Origin of the sequence: Thomasclavelia cocleata (assembly GCF_900102365.1) — a bacterium.
GTDB classification, from domain to species: Bacteria; Bacillota_I; Bacilli_A; order Erysipelotrichales; family Coprobacillaceae; genus Thomasclavelia; species Thomasclavelia cocleata.
This window is the reverse complement of record NZ_FOIN01000001.1, coordinates 138,248-154,755: the sequence shown is the minus strand read 5'-3', so window position 1 is coordinate 154,755 and position 16,508 is coordinate 138,248. Positions and strand designations below refer to the sequence as shown.

Annotated in this window: 11 protein-coding genes; 1 reads left to right on the top strand and 10 read right to left on the bottom strand. The window is 29.0% G+C overall.

Translation table 11 applies throughout. The features are described 5' to 3' along the window. Position 1: 1 nt before the first annotated feature. From BMW96_RS00870 to BMW96_RS00845, 5 genes are all read right to left on the bottom strand, one after another. Entirely contained in the window at positions 2 to 4,030 is a 4,029-nt protein-coding gene (locus BMW96_RS00870) for a hypothetical protein (RefSeq protein ID WP_092351525.1), read from the bottom strand. Further along, entirely contained in the window at positions 4,021 to 4,839 is an 819-nt protein-coding gene (locus BMW96_RS00865) for a phage tail domain-containing protein (protein WP_092351523.1), read from the bottom strand. Before BMW96_RS00865 ends, BMW96_RS00870 begins: the two co-directional genes overlap by 10 nt. A 213-nt stretch (positions 4,840 to 5,052) precedes the next feature. After that, complete coding sequence (locus BMW96_RS00860; protein ID WP_092351521.1) at positions 5,053 to 5,358, bottom strand: helix-turn-helix transcriptional regulator; 306 nt, start codon at positions 5,356 to 5,358, stop codon at positions 5,053 to 5,055. 639 nt (positions 5,359 to 5,997) lie between these two features. Further along, entirely contained in the window at positions 5,998 to 6,333 is a 336-nt protein-coding gene (locus BMW96_RS00850) for a hypothetical protein (protein ID WP_092351517.1), read from the bottom strand. Positions 6,334 to 6,447: 114 nt separating this feature from the next. Then, positions 6,448 to 11,124, bottom strand: coding sequence for a coiled-coil domain-containing protein (locus BMW96_RS00845; RefSeq protein ID WP_092351515.1), 4,677 nt, complete (start codon positions 11,122 to 11,124; stop codon positions 6,448 to 6,450). Between the two features lie 76 nt (positions 11,125 to 11,200). On the opposite strand from BMW96_RS00845, the gene BMW96_RS00840 reads away from it, so the two are divergent. Then, positions 11,201 to 11,788, top strand: a complete 588-nt coding sequence (locus BMW96_RS00840) for a zinc ribbon domain-containing protein (protein ID WP_092351513.1) — start codon at positions 11,201 to 11,203, stop codon at positions 11,786 to 11,788. A 620-nt stretch (positions 11,789 to 12,408) separates the two neighbouring features. On the opposite strand, the gene BMW96_RS00835 is transcribed toward BMW96_RS00840, so the two are convergent. From BMW96_RS00835 to BMW96_RS00815, 5 genes are all read right to left on the bottom strand, one after another. Beyond that, positions 12,409 to 13,134, bottom strand: coding sequence for a hypothetical protein (locus BMW96_RS00835; RefSeq protein WP_092351511.1), 726 nt, complete (start codon positions 13,132 to 13,134; stop codon positions 12,409 to 12,411). Then, positions 13,125 to 13,367, bottom strand: a complete 243-nt coding sequence (locus tag BMW96_RS00830; protein WP_092351509.1) for a hypothetical protein — start codon at positions 13,365 to 13,367, stop codon at positions 13,125 to 13,127. Before BMW96_RS00830 ends, BMW96_RS00835 begins: the two co-directional genes overlap by 10 nt. A gap of 504 nt (positions 13,368 to 13,871) precedes the next feature. Continuing rightward, positions 13,872 to 14,207, bottom strand: coding sequence for a phage tail tape measure protein (locus BMW96_RS00825; protein ID WP_092351507.1), 336 nt, complete (start codon positions 14,205 to 14,207; stop codon positions 13,872 to 13,874). Positions 14,208 to 14,705: 498 nt separating this feature from the next. Beyond that, the gene (locus BMW96_RS00820) at positions 14,706 to 15,002 is read right to left on the bottom strand and encodes a hypothetical protein (protein WP_143050692.1); all 297 of its coding nucleotides are present in this window, start codon (positions 15,000 to 15,002) and stop codon (positions 14,706 to 14,708) included. 196 nt (positions 15,003 to 15,198) lie between these two features. Further along, positions 15,199 to 16,461, bottom strand: a complete 1,263-nt coding sequence (locus BMW96_RS00815) for an NUMOD1 domain-containing DNA-binding protein (RefSeq protein WP_092351503.1) — start codon at positions 16,459 to 16,461, stop codon at positions 15,199 to 15,201. Between the last annotated feature and the right edge of the window lie 47 nt (positions 16,462 to 16,508).

Here is a 16,508-nt window from a genome sequence, read left to right as displayed (position 1 = left end):
GTTATCCTCCTTGTATCAAATTGTTTAAATAATTTTCATACCAGTATAAATCAATACTATTATTTTCAATTGTATTGATATCTTTTTCATTTTGCATTTTAGATGAAATATCTCCAGACATTTTTGAATTAACAACCATTCTATCAGACTCATATCCTTTTTGTTTAACTTTGACAGACCAATCAAATTCTAAATGCGGAGTTCCTGAAACTATAAAATAGTTTAAAGTTTTTTCTTTAACATAAACATCTCCAATACCACATTTTGTTAAGTTAACATAATATTTACATGCAGTGTTAATTGTTTCAATAAACCTTGAGTCGAATGCAATTATACATTCTCCATTCTCATTCAAGATGCCACTTCCCACATCTTCAAAAAAACATGACGGTGATTCAATTGCATTTAATGCAACACTACCATAATTGTCAGTATTAACTATTCTGTTTTTTGTGCCATGTACATAAAGGTTCCAACAATGAACACCATCACTTCTGATTTCCATTTGTCCAGAACCGCTTTTATTTGACGCAATCCAAATATCATTAGAAGCACGTATAGCTAATTTCGGATCAGGTGAATCATATATTTCAGATTTATTTTTTAAATAAATTGGACAACTAAAATATGAATCTTCTTCAAACATAATAGGAGATATACCGTTTTGTTTGTCAAATTTCATATACCTATAAGAAGTTGAATTGTTTTCTCCCTCGGTAAGAAAGTAGCTTATTGCCAAATAATTATTTTTTGAATTGCACAATGTTAAAAAGTTATTTCCTGAATACATATTTCCAACAAAATTTTCACTATTGTAAGGAAATTTCAATACATTGCAGGAGATATTCTCACTACAAGAACTTTCACTATACACATTATCGCTTGATAAATAATGTGTATTAATTGAACCACCCTCTAATGTAACAATTTTTCCACTATCATCTACTATAAATTTATCGCCGATATTAATCGAACCTTTTTTTATTTCAACTGTTCCATCAGGTGCTACTTTAAAATTATTGTTAATATTAATAGATGATCCCGATTCTATTTCTCCAACTATAAAAGCTTTTTTTGCTGTTAAAGTGCCATCTTTGTCTACTGTAAAATTATCATTAATATTAATCGTAGAACCATATATTGTACCTGTAAATTCACCATTTATCGCTTTTAACTCATTAGCCACCAGGTTTCCATCTCTATCAATATACAACATTGGGGTACCGTCTTTTTGTACCTGAAATATATTTTTAAACTGATTGTTATTATTTAGTACATTTAAAATTAGTCCATTGTTGTCAAACGACATTACAGCATCGCTATCTGAACTGTACAATCTTAAATTTTCTCCAATAATAAATTGTCCAACAACATTTTCTGCCAATACTCCAAATTGTTCTTTTATTTCTCCAGTTATCGGATCTTTTGATGTGAATTTTCCAATTGCAGCTTTAACAGTTTTCCAATTGTCGTTAGTTATTGCAAGTGTAGAGTTTACTAAACGTAACTGAGTATCTTCATATTTTCCAGTTATATCGTCAACATTTCTACATAGCAGCCCATTTCGATCAATAACTATATTATTATCATTAGAGTCAGTTATTTTTTGGGCGGTTGCATTAAATCCATTTTCAATCCAATTAGCAACAATTTTATTAGTCTTATCATTTTGCTCAGCTTGATTGGCAATATAATCATAATTAGTTGACATTGATTTAGCAGAGTCCAAAATACTCTTAATATCTGACATATAGGTTTCATTTTTTTCGAGCGTAGAGAAAGATATCCCTATATTTAATATATTTGAATAATCTAAACTCCAATTGACAAATCTTAATTTAAATATGCGACTATTTATTTCAAGCCTAATCCAATTCCCTAAAACAAATTTTTTTTTAAAAGGGGTAAATTCTTTCATTGTCATAAAATTGCTTAATGTTGCTGAGACGGTATATTGAAGATTTGATGCTTTATATAGTTCTTTTTTTGCAGTTTTTAAAAATTCATCAGCCTTAGAAATCAATTTGGAATTAGATAATCCATCAGAGATGTAATTGCTATTTTCGTATACATCTTCTCTTCTGTAAGCGTTGAATACTTTCCATAACTCAACGCCTAAATAGTTTTTTAAATCTAAAGATTCTTGAACATTAGCTTTAATTTCTTCTACTAGTAATGTAATATCATCAATATATTTTATTTCACTATTTCTTACCTCAATTTCCTCTTTTAACGAATTCAATCTGTTGTAATATGGTAAATAAAAAGTCTTATACAAATCAGCTCCCTCTGAAGCCTGATCAATTTCTATTAAAATATTTAACGCAGACTGATAAGCATCGCAAAATGACGTAAGTCTGTTTAGAGAATAGTAGGAGAGGGCGCTAATAAAATCTGTATCTGACTCAGTATACTTGATAGAGAAAATATCAAATATACTTCCATAATCTTCATCGTTTTTTTTAAGATTTTTTTCTATTTTTTGACTTATGAAAGCTTCATAATTATCGTATATTTTTACTCTAATTAAATCAGTAGTTGCCACATCTTCTTTATCGCCATAATTAGTAATAGTGATAGTTCCACTCCAAATACCATAATGGTATTCTTCGTCATCAGTTCCATAATAGTCCCATGATAATGTATTTACAGTAACATTAAAATTACTATATATTAATACTTTAGCATAATTTTTAATAGTGCTTTCAACAGTATTTGATGAAGTAGAATCGCTAACTTTAACTAATCCAAGTGGACTTAAATTAGACTCGTTTAATTTGGAAATTTCAGTTTTAGATGTGTGTTCCTCATCTAATATTAATGGCATTAAATTTGATTCTAAATATAATTTAAAATCTATCAAGTCATAATACACGTTAATCAACTTGTTATATCCAATTATATTGTCATCAAATTTAATATAAGAATTTCTTAATAACTCTTTTTCTCCATCGTCATTGTATTTGTAACTGGAATATTTTTCATCATTATATTTATCTACCAAACTATTATAATTGTTTACTATTTGTGTATCTGTACCTATATTTGGTTTAAAATTCTTTATACAGTCATCATAATCTCTATCATATTCATTTAATTTATTTATTAAATCAATTGGCATATCATTTTTTGTATCATTTGAAAAATTAAATATATAATCACTGCCATTAGGATTAACTCCCTTAATTGTAGCAGTCATTAATTCATCTCCAGCTTTTAATCTAAAACAGTTTTTTAAATTATCGGAATTTGTTTCAATTGATACTTCTTGTGCTAAATTTTCTGTAGATATAAATATACCAGTATCTTCACCATAACCTTTTTTTATATTGTTAGAACCACAACTAGGACATATATCTGTAAATTCTTCACGTATTTCACAATCATAACAGTATGATAAGGTGTCATATACATTAATTGTTCTTGTAGTAGTATCAAAAAGAAACAAACATTTTATTTCATTTGCTAAATCACCAACTAGAAAATCATAAATACTTGTTCCGTCAACAGAAAAAGTTCTTTGAATATTCCAAAGAGAAACATCAACATATCCTACTTGATAATGTGGTGCCTTTTCTAAAATACGATGAAGTAGCGAATTTGTTATATCGTTAGGTTTATAAAATGTTGTAGGTATCTTATATTCTTCTCTTAAAATATCTGTTTCTGTGTTTATCTCTATGTTATATAACATAATTTGAGATAATTCAGCTTCACATAGAGAAGTAAGAGTGATATTTTTAATTGTTTCAACAGTGTCAGTACATGATATTTTCGCCTGATAATATTCATCTATTTCTGGAACATATACAATCCTCAAATCTTTTAACTCATCCCATCCATTAGCCTTGTTGTTATTGACTTCTTTTCTGATAGTAAAACTAATTTCATTTGCCGAATTGTAGTTTTGGTTTATTGTAATGTCACTAATATTATTTAAAATTGACATTTTATGCAAGCTTCTATCAGCTAAAACAAATGTCAATTCTTTTACAGAACCATCTTTATGAAAAAGTTTGTTTATTGACATAATATTGGAACCTTTCTTAATGGGCGATATTTTATATTAACTTTACACGGTAATGAAAAAGAAAGCGTATTAACAAAATCACTCTTTGTTTTATACAGTTTTAAAAAACAGTAATTGAAATCATCATAAAGATTATGTTTATTCTCACTGGACAACAATATTTTATGTTCGTTATCAAATGTAATAATTTCATCAGCTTCACAGTTTTTTATACATAAATCAAGCTCATCGTTAAGTAGATTTTTTATTAAAAGATCGCCTCTTTTTTTTAATTGAATTTCAACAAGAGAAGGGGAAAGGTGACCAGTTTCATCACTGTCATTAATTATATCATATGTACTATTTTCTGAAAGTATCTCAAAATTAATATTTCTTTCAACTCCATAACCAAAGGAAGAATTAGTTTCAAAAGCAACAATTAACTTATAAATATGTTCACCATGTCTCACAAAATCAATTTTTACAAATGAACCATAAAACACTATGTCATCAAACTCTTCGTCACATGGTTGAAATTCTTCATAATCATTGCCAGACAACCAGTTTATGATATCTTCAAGTTCATACTGGTCAAAATAATTCTTATTATTATCACATGGACGCTTGCATATCCCAAAAATAGCAGACAGGGGAGACTCATGTGAAACGTATGTTTTATTATATTTTTCACTATTTGGCATTTTTATTGTATTAAAAACAAATTTTACTCCTTCAACTGTGTTATTTCCACTATTGTTGTTTGGGTCACACATAATAAGATCAAACTCACTAAGCAATTTATCTTTATATTTAAAGTCTTTTATTTTCACTATTTTCCTCCTTTACTTTAATTATGACAATATAAAAAAAACGCTTATAATGCAGTATTCTCTTTAAAACTAGAATGTTTTTGAGAAAGTACTGCACAAAAAAGCGTTTTAAAAGTCTAATAAACAACGTAAAAATAATAATAAATATTATTGAAACATAAATATAAAAAGATTTAATTTAAATCTGAATTATAAGTGAAATTGTTTGTTGTATTATATTGTTGCATGATCTTTGTTGCGACAAATTTTCATTAATATTTTCAACATTAATTGTTGATAATTATATCTTCTTTTATTAGTAGTATTAAGAAAATAACAAAGTGTTGCTTCATCTATTTTATAGAGGTCGCACATTTTTTTTATTAGACTGTCTGATGGTTGTTTAGCACCACGTTCTATAGCATTTACATGTTGTTGTGTAACATCTAGTCTTTCAGCAACATCATTAACAGTGTAACCATAACAATTTCTTAATATCTTATAAATATTTAGTTCGTTTTTATTCTCAGAATCTTCCATAAGCCCTCCTAGAGAAATAGATTAAAAATAATTAAATTTCAGGTATTTTAAAAAGCACTTTGTTCAGATATTAAAAATTATATTTAATTAATATTATCTAAACTTTTTGATGTATTCTTTTTTCGCTCTCCAGTTTCATTTTCAATTTCAAATATTATTAAGCTATATAATTTTCTAATAGTTTTCATTTTTCTCCTTTCTTGAACAGTAGACAGTCTAAACCCCCTCCTAGAGGGGCGAGAGACAAAGATTGCTAAGATTATTTTAAATGTTTTAAAATAGTTTCGATTATTTTATGTTTAAAAATATTGACAATACCTAATATTAAAATAATCACTAGAACAAATCGAATGATAACAAACTCTAATAAGTAACTTAATAAATTTGGTAAAAATAACTTTACAAGTATTTCGTGTTTATTAATCCATTTCTCGACAATATTGAAGAAATACTCGATTTTTTTTAAACAAACAACCATCCATGTAACAATCTTCACAATAAGTCGTGCTTTGTCTCTCTTTCCCTTTAATTGCATAGGCGAAATTCCTTTCTGTTCTGATCTTTTACAAGTTCTGTTCGCTTTTCTTTACCTGATTTAATTATAACAATAAAACAACTAAAATACAAGTAGGTTTAGATTTAAAATAAATCTTTTTTTCGGCGTAAAAATACGTGTTGTTTAGATTTTGATTTGTTTTTCTTCATTTTATTTTTATCAAGGTCCTTAATTATCTTTAAACCATTTTCATAATTAATTTTAGCACTACGTGATGCTTTTACAGCATCATGCAACTCTTTGTTTCTCTTTTCACAAACTGTCATCAGTTCATAAAATTTTAGTTTTTGTTTTGAAATAAAATTCTCTTTTATTACTAATGCATTTTTCAACAATTCTATCTCTTCATTAGCTCGTTTAAGCTGAAGTTTAAGTTTTTGGTTTTCCTTGTTTAAAGTCTCTATTTTATTTTGTTTCATTATTATTTCCTTTTATTCTGTAAAATAAAAAAGAAGAGGAATCTACAGACTCCTCTTTGCCAGCACCCATAAGCCATTTTTTATTTTTTACGATTACATGTTAATTAATTGCACTTACCTCATAAATCTTCTGTTTGATAAACTGTTACCACCTGTTAGTGTGGTGTTAACCTTAGTTAATATCGCATTATTAAACTTAGTATCAGTAATTAGAGCTGACTTAAATTCCTCGTAATTTGTAACATTTGGCAAAACTATTTCCATGCCATTGAAATTATATGTTGGTGTACCGTTTCCTATTTGATTGTTAACCAAATTGTTTAATGACGGTAATGAGGCTACAAATTTATCAAATTTAGGCATCATGTTTAGCGGAATAATTCCTTCACCTTTTTGAAGAGTGTTGATGGTAATAGAATCATCACCATTACTGCGAGCAATAGTTTTTAAACTTCCGACAATTCCTCCAGTAGAATACCCCATAATATTACGAAAATTGGACAACATCCAACTGTTTTGTCGAGAATTTCCAACATATGTACCAGAACCACCTAATTTGTCGTAATAAATTTTACGCATATTAAATGAAGAATCAAAGTCAAAATATTTGAGGGCATCCACGAGGCTTTGGTATCTATCCAATTTTCCCTTTGGATAGGTATCTTTCTTGTGAACGAAGATACTTTTATCTCCGCCACCACTGCTGCCTCCAGAACCACCAGCACCAGATCCATTTGAACTTGAATTCTGATTTTGATTCTGATTTTGTTGAGCCTGTTGCTGTTTAATGACTTCTTCTTTAGCTTTTTGCTCTGCTTCAATTCTGTCTGCTTCTGCTTTGGATTGAGATGCCATGTAGTCAATTCCGCTCTTAATTGCATCTATAGCACTTTGAAGAGTAGTCATTCTTGAGCTGAAATTACTGTCATAATTATTAATAATATTAGCGATTTCACCATCTTTGGCATTAAAGATAGTGTTAAACGAGTCACTTAAATTATAACCAACTTCATTAGCACTGTTTTTGATGGTTTCGGCTACCTCAGTACTGTTTTCGTTTATTTTGTCTATTATTTCTGAGAATGTTTCGTCAAAACTGTCTAGGCGCTCATTCATCCACAACTCATAGTCGTCAACGAACTTATCCAACAAAGCTTCTTGGTCGCTTATATATTTATCATATTCAGTTTCTTCAAGGTCGTCCTGAGCCTTTTGCAATTCAACTTTCAATTCTTGAACAGTTTTCTTAGCTTCTTCAGAATTGTCAGTTGCGTAAGAACCAAGTTGTTTTTGAATTTGTGATATAGTTTTTGTTTTTTCAGCTATAGCTTTTTGATATTCATATAAATCTTTAGTACTATTTCTTAATTCACTGTTTAATTCAATCAATTCTTTTATGGAATCCAACTGAGTTTCATATCCATCACGTACAAGGTCTTTGATTGCTTCTTTTTCATTTTGAGCATTTGATATCATATCTTGTTGTAACTCAACAAGTTCCTGTCTTCTTTCAAGATAATCTTTGTTTAAACTGTCATCTTTATACTGTTTGTCGAGTTCGCTGATAGATTTAGCATATTCATCTGCTTGAGACATATAGGTATTATAATTAACACCATGAAGTGCCTGAATAGCTTTATTGTACTCTGTCTGATTTCCTTCGTCATCAAACATTTTATTGTTTTCCATTAAACTGATTAGGAAATCTGCTTCAGTTGTTATTTGAGATATTGTATCCTGAAGGTAATCAAAATTGCTCCATTCAATATCTCTAATAGTATTCTGAAAATCAACAATAGACTGATTAACATCAACAATCAGTTCGTTTACATCTTCAATTTTACCTTGCATTTTAAACCAGCTTTCGCTATATTGAACAATACTTTGGTCGTCCAGTGCTTTTTGCAAAGTTTCTGTCAGTGCTTTTTGCTCTGCTTCAAGATTTGCCAGGTTTTCTTCCTGATACTGAAGCATTATTTTATAATATGATGCAGAAGCTAATAAACCTTTTGACTCAGCTAAATTTGATGATTTCTCAACCTGACTGATAAATGATTCAATAAAATCAATCTTGTCATCATATTCTTTTGATACATTGTCAAATGTTTCAGAATAAATATCACTTATAGCTTTTTCAGTTTCCTGAATAGATGATAAAACCTCTCTTGCGCTGTTGTACCAATTCTGATATTCCTCGATTTTTGAAGCAAGAGCTTCATCTGTAATAGTTTCAATACTTAGTGCGCCATTTTGAACCAAGTTTTTATAATGGTCGCTTAAACCTAAAGACTCAGCTTTGTTTATATATGTAGCATAAGCACTCTGTTGCAATTCGAGTTGGTCAACAAGATTAGTTAATTCACTGCTTAATGCGGTATTTCTTTGCGACCATGTTTTATAAACGTTTGAAGCTGTATTTCCCAGTTTTTTAATCTTATCCGATATGTTATCTAAAGCAATAGACAGCCAATCAAAAGTTTTTGAAAACGACTTGTTTTCTTTGTTCTTTTTTTGTTTTTCAGGAGCGTATTTACCTGAACTGTATTTGCTTAATGGGGTATTTTTACCACTGCTGATTAGTGCAAGCTGTGCATCAATCTTACTAATAGCCTGATTGTACTCACTTAAATCTAATTCAATCTTATCAATATAATCAGGCATGTTGAATGAAGAAGATATTATACCTTTTATAGCATTAAAAGGAGTTGACACAACACTAAGAGTAGATTTAGTGGTTTTTGTTTTACTTCCACCAGCACTTGCCTTACCATTATATTCGCCAGTAACTTCCCCGCTTGAAGCAGCCTTTATTTGTTTTGCAAGGGCAGCAAAAGCTTTATTGGCAGCGTTGGCATTTACAATCATACCATCCATATTGGTTTTAGAATTAGTAGCAGCATCAGCTAGGGCGTTAGCTAAATTGTTTGATGTTTCATCAGCAACTTGTCCAACCAGTTTGTTGTAAAGAATCATGTCTCCCTGCATTGCTGCGTTAGCTGCCTGTTCTGCTTCAACTTGAGTAGCACCACACTCAATCAAATAGTCAATTAACTGTTGTCTTCCTTGAGCCATTAATTCAATCTGCTCTCTAGACATCTTTAATTCACCATTAGCAACTGCATTAGCTAATTCAAGTTTTGCTTCAGCTTCAGCTTTCTTACCTTCTAGTTCAGATTTTGCATTTAATAAAACCTGTTCTCTTGCTGTTCCGTCGGCTTTTATCTCAGCTTCTTTTGCAGTGATAAAATTATTGGCTATATCTTCATCTAATTTAATTAAACCATCTCTAGTAATAACCGCATTGTTAAATATTTCAGGGAATACATTGGCAAATTCTCTTGCTTCTTCAATGCCAAGAGTCCATCCACCATTTAATGCATCTTTTAGATCAGCTAATTGAGTTAAACGATCAGCCATATCATCAAGTATTTCAACTGTTTCAGACATACCATCAGCTATGTCAAAACTAAAATCAATTTCATTTTCTGAAGTTATTAATGATTTTAACTCCTGATTAAATATCTCAAGATTGGTTTTTCCTTCAGTTGAAGCGAAATCAATGTCTTTTATTGCCTTGGCTAAAATAGGGTAGTTGCCTAAGTCAACTAACTCTCCAGCTTTTAACAATTCAATTAACTTTTCTTTAGTTAATTCGATTCCTTCAATATCGAATATCTCATCAAATTTAATCTGATTATATGTATTAGGATCAGTTATTTGTAATATTAAATCAGCATATGCCTGAGCGTCTTCATAAACATATAAAATATCTTTTTCATCAGAAGATAGGGGTTGGTTTGATTTTTGCTTTTCTGCAATTTCATTATATATTGGTCTTATGCTGTCAATAACTGTATATTGTTCAGCCAATAATTCTTTTAATCTAGAACTAACAGAAACCATGTCGCTATATTTGTTAGCCCATGCTTCTGTACCTTCTTTTAGTTTTGATAACTCTGCACCCAACTGCTCATAACCTACTAAGAGTGTAGAAATATCAGTGCTTTCATCATCAAAAAGATATCCTGAGTCTACATTATTAAACTTGTATGATTCACGTGTTTGTTTGTAGTCATCTAAAACAGTTGTACCATTATCATTATTTCTATCATGAGAATATGTGTGATATTTACCATATGCATCTGCTTGAGCTAATGCTAATTCTCTTTGCTTATTATCTAATAGGTTATCCTCTAGCGATAACAGTGTCTCTAATTCTTTTCTAGTTTCTTTTAATCTTTCTAATTCGCTTGTTTCAGTAAATGAAAGATGTTCTTTAGAATTAAGCTCATCTATCTTCACTGATACATCATCTAATTGATTCTTTAAATCTTCAATTTTGCTTTCTGAATCAGAAATGCTATTTACTGCATCAGAAACTGCTTTATCTAGTTCTGCTTGAGTAACAACTAATGAATCGACTATTTTAAAAGCAAGCTCAAAACTTTTAGCTATAGCCATCATTGCAACCATATTTCCACCTATAGATAGAATGGTTTTTCCAAAAGAAGCTAATTTAGGAATAAATCCATTTATTCCAATTGTATTTTCCTTAATTGCTTGTCCCCATGACATTTGGTAATTTTTAAAATCTTCTATATCAGTTTTACCACTTTTAACAGTTCTAAGGTATCCTATTATTTTATCGTCTAAGTTTTCAAATTGTTTAGCTAATTCGGTAATTGATTTACTTTCGCTATCATTAAAATAATTAAATATTTTCTGTACTTTATTTAGTTTTAATTCACTATCACTAGCATCTCTTTTGTATTGTAATATTTCTGAAAACAATGAATCTATCTAACTGTTTTTAATTTTAATTATTTTCAAAATATGTTACAATATAAATGTATTGGAGGAAATAATAATGCTAATAGAGTGCCCAGAATGTAATCATAACGTATCAGATAAAGCAAAAATCTGTCCAAATTGTGGGATCGATATTCAAGAATGTTTGCAAAAAAGAATATTTATAGAAATATGTCCCAAATGTGGGTCTACGACCTGGCATAGTGAGGGAAAATGTGAGGTTTGCGACACTGATATCATAAACACTGAGTTTTATTTTTTTACCACAAATCTTGAAAAAGCAGAAATTGCTAGAAATAAAGCTTTTGAAAAATATTGTGTAAACAACCCTGATTTTAGTAAAGAACTTAATGAAAAGTTTAAATCTTTATATCGTAGGGCAAGAACATTTGATTATACAGAAGAAGATGATAAGTTATGGCAAGAGTTTAAACGAGAAACTAGCAAAAAATATGGTCATCAAAAGCTAAAACCTGAACCTAACCCAACACAAGAGAAGTTTGTTGTCAAATGTCCTAACTGTGGTTCAACTAATACAAAACGTGTTACTGCAACAAGTAGAATGGCAGGGGTACTAACTTTAGGGTTGGCAAGTAGCTCTATTGGAAAACAATATATGTGTAAAAGATGCAAATATAAATGGTAGGGGAGAAGCAACTAAAAAAATCTAGTATTATTGTTACTAGATTTTTTAGCTTTTTTGCTAAAATAAAAAATAACTACCACTTCTGTTTTGGACAACGCTGAGGTAGTTATTCTACATTAACAAATTTGATTAACAAGTTATCAAATTTCTTCTTGCCATCATAGGCAAATATATTATAACTTATGGATATTTAAATATCAAGCAATTAAAGAAAAATAGTACTGAGATTACTATATTTAATTTATTTTTGCCCAAAGTAAAACAACTCCCTCATACGTTTTGGAGTGCGTGAGATAAATAAAGTTGTTTTACCTTAATAAGTTTGATTGTTAAATTGTTTTTTTTGTCATTATTGATAAGGATAATCAAACAAAAAATAACCACCTGTAACTTTGATCGAGTAAAATAGTTATTCCAATTTAACAAGTATATTATAACTTATAAACACATGGGTGTCAAGCAACTAGATAAGAGAAGCAATACTAACTGCTAGCTTTTTATTGCTCTGTTAAATTTAAAAGCAAATGTAACTAATACACTCTTCTTACAATCCGTTTACAATCGTAACATTTTAACAAAAATAAAAGACAGAAACTTGTCTGTCTAGATTTAAATTTCAATTATATAAAAACGGTTGCTATACTTATAATAGTAGCTATGACTCCTATAATCCCTATTATATTATTAATAAGAATTTTTCTGTTTTCTTTATTGCTTTTTATAATTGCTTTTTGCTTAAGATTTTCAGCTTTTATTTGTGTATTTTCAAGAATTTTATATATTTCTGAATACTCAAAATATGCATTTTCATACTTAGTATATTGTTCATCCAATGATTTGTTTTCAGCTTCTGATCTCTTTGCTTGAATCATCAAAGAGTTCGCTAAACAAAGTTTGTTAGTAATTTTTATTAAAAATTCGCCATTATCAATTAAAGATAAATCAACATTTTTATATTGATCCATGAATTCATAGTATTTATCAGCATATGCCAAACTGTTATATTTATAACAATCTAAAATTGCTCTTTTTGCATGGCTATATGCTTTAGTTAAGTTATTATTTACATTTTTTTCATCAGTATCAAATGTACATCTGCTTAAATGTGTAAAAATAGAACGTATTTCATTCAATATCTCTATAGGATAATTATCAGCCAAAATTTCATACGTAAATATCATTGGATTTATTTTATTTACATAGACTTCAAAAATACCATTTAGCTCAGAAATTTTACTACAAAGTAACTTACAATCAGTTTTAATCATATTTTCATCATTTTCTTCTAAGGTTTCATTTGAGTTTTGAGATATAGACAACAATGATTCTTTTTCTTTTATTGACATTTTTTAATTAATTCATCCAGTCTTTTATCAATTGATTCTATTGATGTTATTTTTCGTCTTGCTAAAAGTGGATTTCCTCTCCCAAAACTTCTATTACTTATTTTTGTTGAAAAAGCTAGAGGCTTTTTATTTTTTTTTTCAATAAACAACTTTTCATCTTCAAAATCCAAATTATTAATTTGCCGAATAGTCAATTCAGCTAAATTTTCAACTGCTATTTTTGTCTTTCTCATTTTACTCCCCTTCCAATTGTTAAGCGACAATATTGTTCTTATATGCTCACTAATATGGACATTTTCTTCTATAACATATTAATTATATATGTATTTTAAAATGATTTAAATCATCTGTATGAAAATAACATAATTTCACATAATTTTAAATTGATGTAATATTATAGTAAAAATAATTAATTTTGTTTAGATTTTTATCTTAGACAATCTAACCTAATTCTAAGACCAGTCTGGAGTACACATTAATGAATAGGGGAGATATCGTTCTCATATCCATTGAGGTTTATACTCTCTGAACGTTCTCATATACACTGTTATATATGAGATATCGCTGCGGATTATACTATATATCTATTTAGGTTTTCAATATATAGTGTTTTCCCGACTTAGTATGTGTTTATTACATACGATAATGGAATCTTAACCATTACCCAAATTAACCTCTTTTGCCAAAAGCTTCTTGCTAATAATACGATTATTGTTATTAGCTCGTTAAACTCACGTTTAAGCTTTATCTGGGCATAGATTATGTCGGCAACTGTATATGTATAAACATACATTTACCCAACCCAGACCTTTTGCACCTAGAAGTCCTCCACTTATTGCTCCTATAGTGCCAGCACTACCTATAAGTTCAGCAAGATTCTTAATTACCTGAAGTAGGTCTGTTAATAAATCTATACTGACTTTGATAGCACTGCTATCTAACATTGTAGTTGATAAAGATTCCCATGACGCTTCTAATTGCTGAGCTTTAGCCTCAATTGAATCTAACCAACGTTCCTGTTCCTTTAATGCTGAGCCTTCGGAGTTGATAGAAGCCTGAAGTGCTTTTTGCATTTGTCCTGATTGTGCTGATTGAATTAACGCAGCAACCTGGTTCGCTCTTTGTTTCGTTTATGTTTTGAAATACTCGTAAAATATTTCATGTTGTTAATTTGTTTTTTAATATTTTTTCTATTTCGTTAAATTTATAATAAGGAATCCTAATCGCTAAGATTTTTATTAACTAACAACACTCACACTTTCGTGTGAGAGTAGACTATTTCTTCACCCTTTTTAAAAATAAAGGGGTACCTTTTTCGATTTAAGGGAGTTTCACCCACGCCATTTACAATTGCGCCCTACGATTGTTGACTTAGATATTCAGGATTTCCACCTTTATTCTCAAGTCTAAGTCTCGACATGAATCTAGTCGTTGAACGTTTACCCTCGTCTAAAGCACCATATGTTCTATGGAATACGTTAGGGTACTTCGCTGCACGAACGCCCAATCCTTACGTTGTAAAACTATCATAGTTTAGTTTCCTAACTATTGTAGTGTAAGGCTCTAAGGGATTACCTGCAATTAAGTGTATTCATATTATGTATTACTACACAATCAGGCAAACATTTGCCTGCTATAATTTCAAGAAGATCAGCTTGATCAGTTTGTGATATATGATCCCAAACTTTTGCTATTTTTTCAATAATCTCATAGGTACTTTTAAAATTTCTGCTATCATCAAAAATATTAACATTTCCCTTAGTTAGATTAAGTATTTGGGTTTGAATTTTACTTATCGATTCAACATTTTCATATTCTTCGCCTAGTTTTTCTAGATCACCCTTCATCATTTCTGTTACTTTCACCATGACTGGCTACTGACTATAAACTTTATAGCGGTTAGTCATTTCTGGCTAACTCTCACGTTTCATTTTTTTTATTTGGGATTATAGCGTGAGATCGGACTGTATATTACCATTTCTAATATCTATTAGAGAGTGGAACAACTTCAATGTTTATGTTGCCACAAACATCCTGCAGTCTCTACGGATTTTTGTAATATCGTTATTTCTTATATTTAAACTTGTAACCTAATAAACTTTTTCTAATTCCCTCAGCAACTCTCCAAATACTGTAATTGTTTGTATTCAATTCTTTTGATGCTTCTATAATTGCATTAAATGATTTTATATATTTATTATTTTTATCAAACATATCTATTGGTTGCCTAAATTTTTCAAATCTATTGGTTCTAAACTTATATTTATCATAATCATGTAAATAATACCAGTAATATCCAGAAGAATAATTTCTTTTCTTACGTAAACAAGAAGCGATATTAGATGCTTTAACTCCCGACTTTAATTGTGCTTCTGAAATACTTTTATACTTGTTAATAATGTTTCCACTTAAATCTGTCTGCACAACTGGGGAACAATCAGGACGTTGATAATTATTAGGATATATTAATTTTTTTGAATATATAGCATCATAAATTCTGTGTTTATCTATATTTAAAATATTTGCTATCTCTGGAATGTTTTTACCTTTATTTAGCATATTTTGAATGTTTTTAATATTTAATTTATTACTATAATCATAATTTATATAACTTGGCAATTCACTAATATTAAAAAATATTCTACACATTTCTAATACTGTGTAATCTCTTATATCTAATGCATAAAATTTAAAATTCCTAGCAATCCAAAATTCTTTTTTTATTAAATCTTTTTTTTTACTATATTCATTATCGTGATATTCACTCTGTACTTCTATTGCAATTTTTAGTCTATGATTAACAATATCAGTTGGCATTATTTTATTTGTAATTGGATTTCGACAAGAATTATCTTCACAAATAGTATCAGGGTAGTTGTACATAAAAACTTGTTTTAATATTGATGCATGTAGCGATTCTATTCTACCATCACAATTAGGACATAATATAGGGGTTCTATTTATTCCTTTTCTATAAACATTAATCCATTTCTTTTTTACAACTTCTCCACATCTATTGCATCTAAATAGCAACTCTGTTTGATTGTTAATATATTTTTCAGATAAACAAGTAAAATTGTTACCTATTTTTGACTTTAAATAAAAGTTGATATTGTCGATAGTATATTTGTTTGAATTTGAAAATCTTCTAAATTTTGATTTTCTATGTATCAATTTATCTAAGATAACATAAACATAATACCCATCATTGTCAGTGCACAATAATTTTGATTTAGTGATTATAGATGAAATATTCATGTTTTTATTAACCAATTTATAATTATGAAGTTTTAAAGCTTCTTGTATTTTTTCAAATGTATATTTCATATTCCTTCTTTTTTACTTTGTTATGGAAAAATTAAATAGTTATATTT

Coding starts and splice junctions, on each gene's coding strand:
- BMW96_RS00870 (WP_092351525.1), bottom strand. CDS start 4,030: ATGTCAATAAACAAACTTTTTCATAAAGATGGTTCTGTAAAAGAATTG.
- BMW96_RS00860 (WP_092351521.1), bottom strand. CDS start 5,358: ATGGAAGATTCTGAGAATAAAAACGAACTAAATATTTATAAGATATTA.
- BMW96_RS00850 (WP_092351517.1), bottom strand. CDS start 6,333: ATGAAACAAAATAAAATAGAGACTTTAAACAAGGAAAACCAAAAACTT.
- BMW96_RS00840 (WP_092351513.1), top strand. CDS start 11,201: ATGCTAATAGAGTGCCCAGAATGTAATCATAACGTATCAGATAAAGCA.
- BMW96_RS00835 (WP_092351511.1), bottom strand. CDS start 13,134: ATGTCAATAAAAGAAAAAGAATCATTGTTGTCTATATCTCAAAACTCA.
- BMW96_RS00830 (WP_092351509.1), bottom strand. CDS start 13,367: ATGAGAAAGACAAAAATAGCAGTTGAAAATTTAGCTGAATTGACTATT.
- BMW96_RS00825 (WP_092351507.1), bottom strand. CDS start 14,207: ATGCAAAAAGCACTTCAGGCTTCTATCAACTCCGAAGGCTCAGCATTA.
- BMW96_RS00820 (WP_143050692.1), bottom strand. CDS start 15,002: ATGGTGAAAGTAACAGAAATGATGAAGGGTGATCTAGAAAAACTAGGC.
- BMW96_RS00815 (WP_092351503.1), bottom strand. CDS start 16,461: ATGAAATATACATTTGAAAAAATACAAGAAGCTTTAAAACTTCATAAT.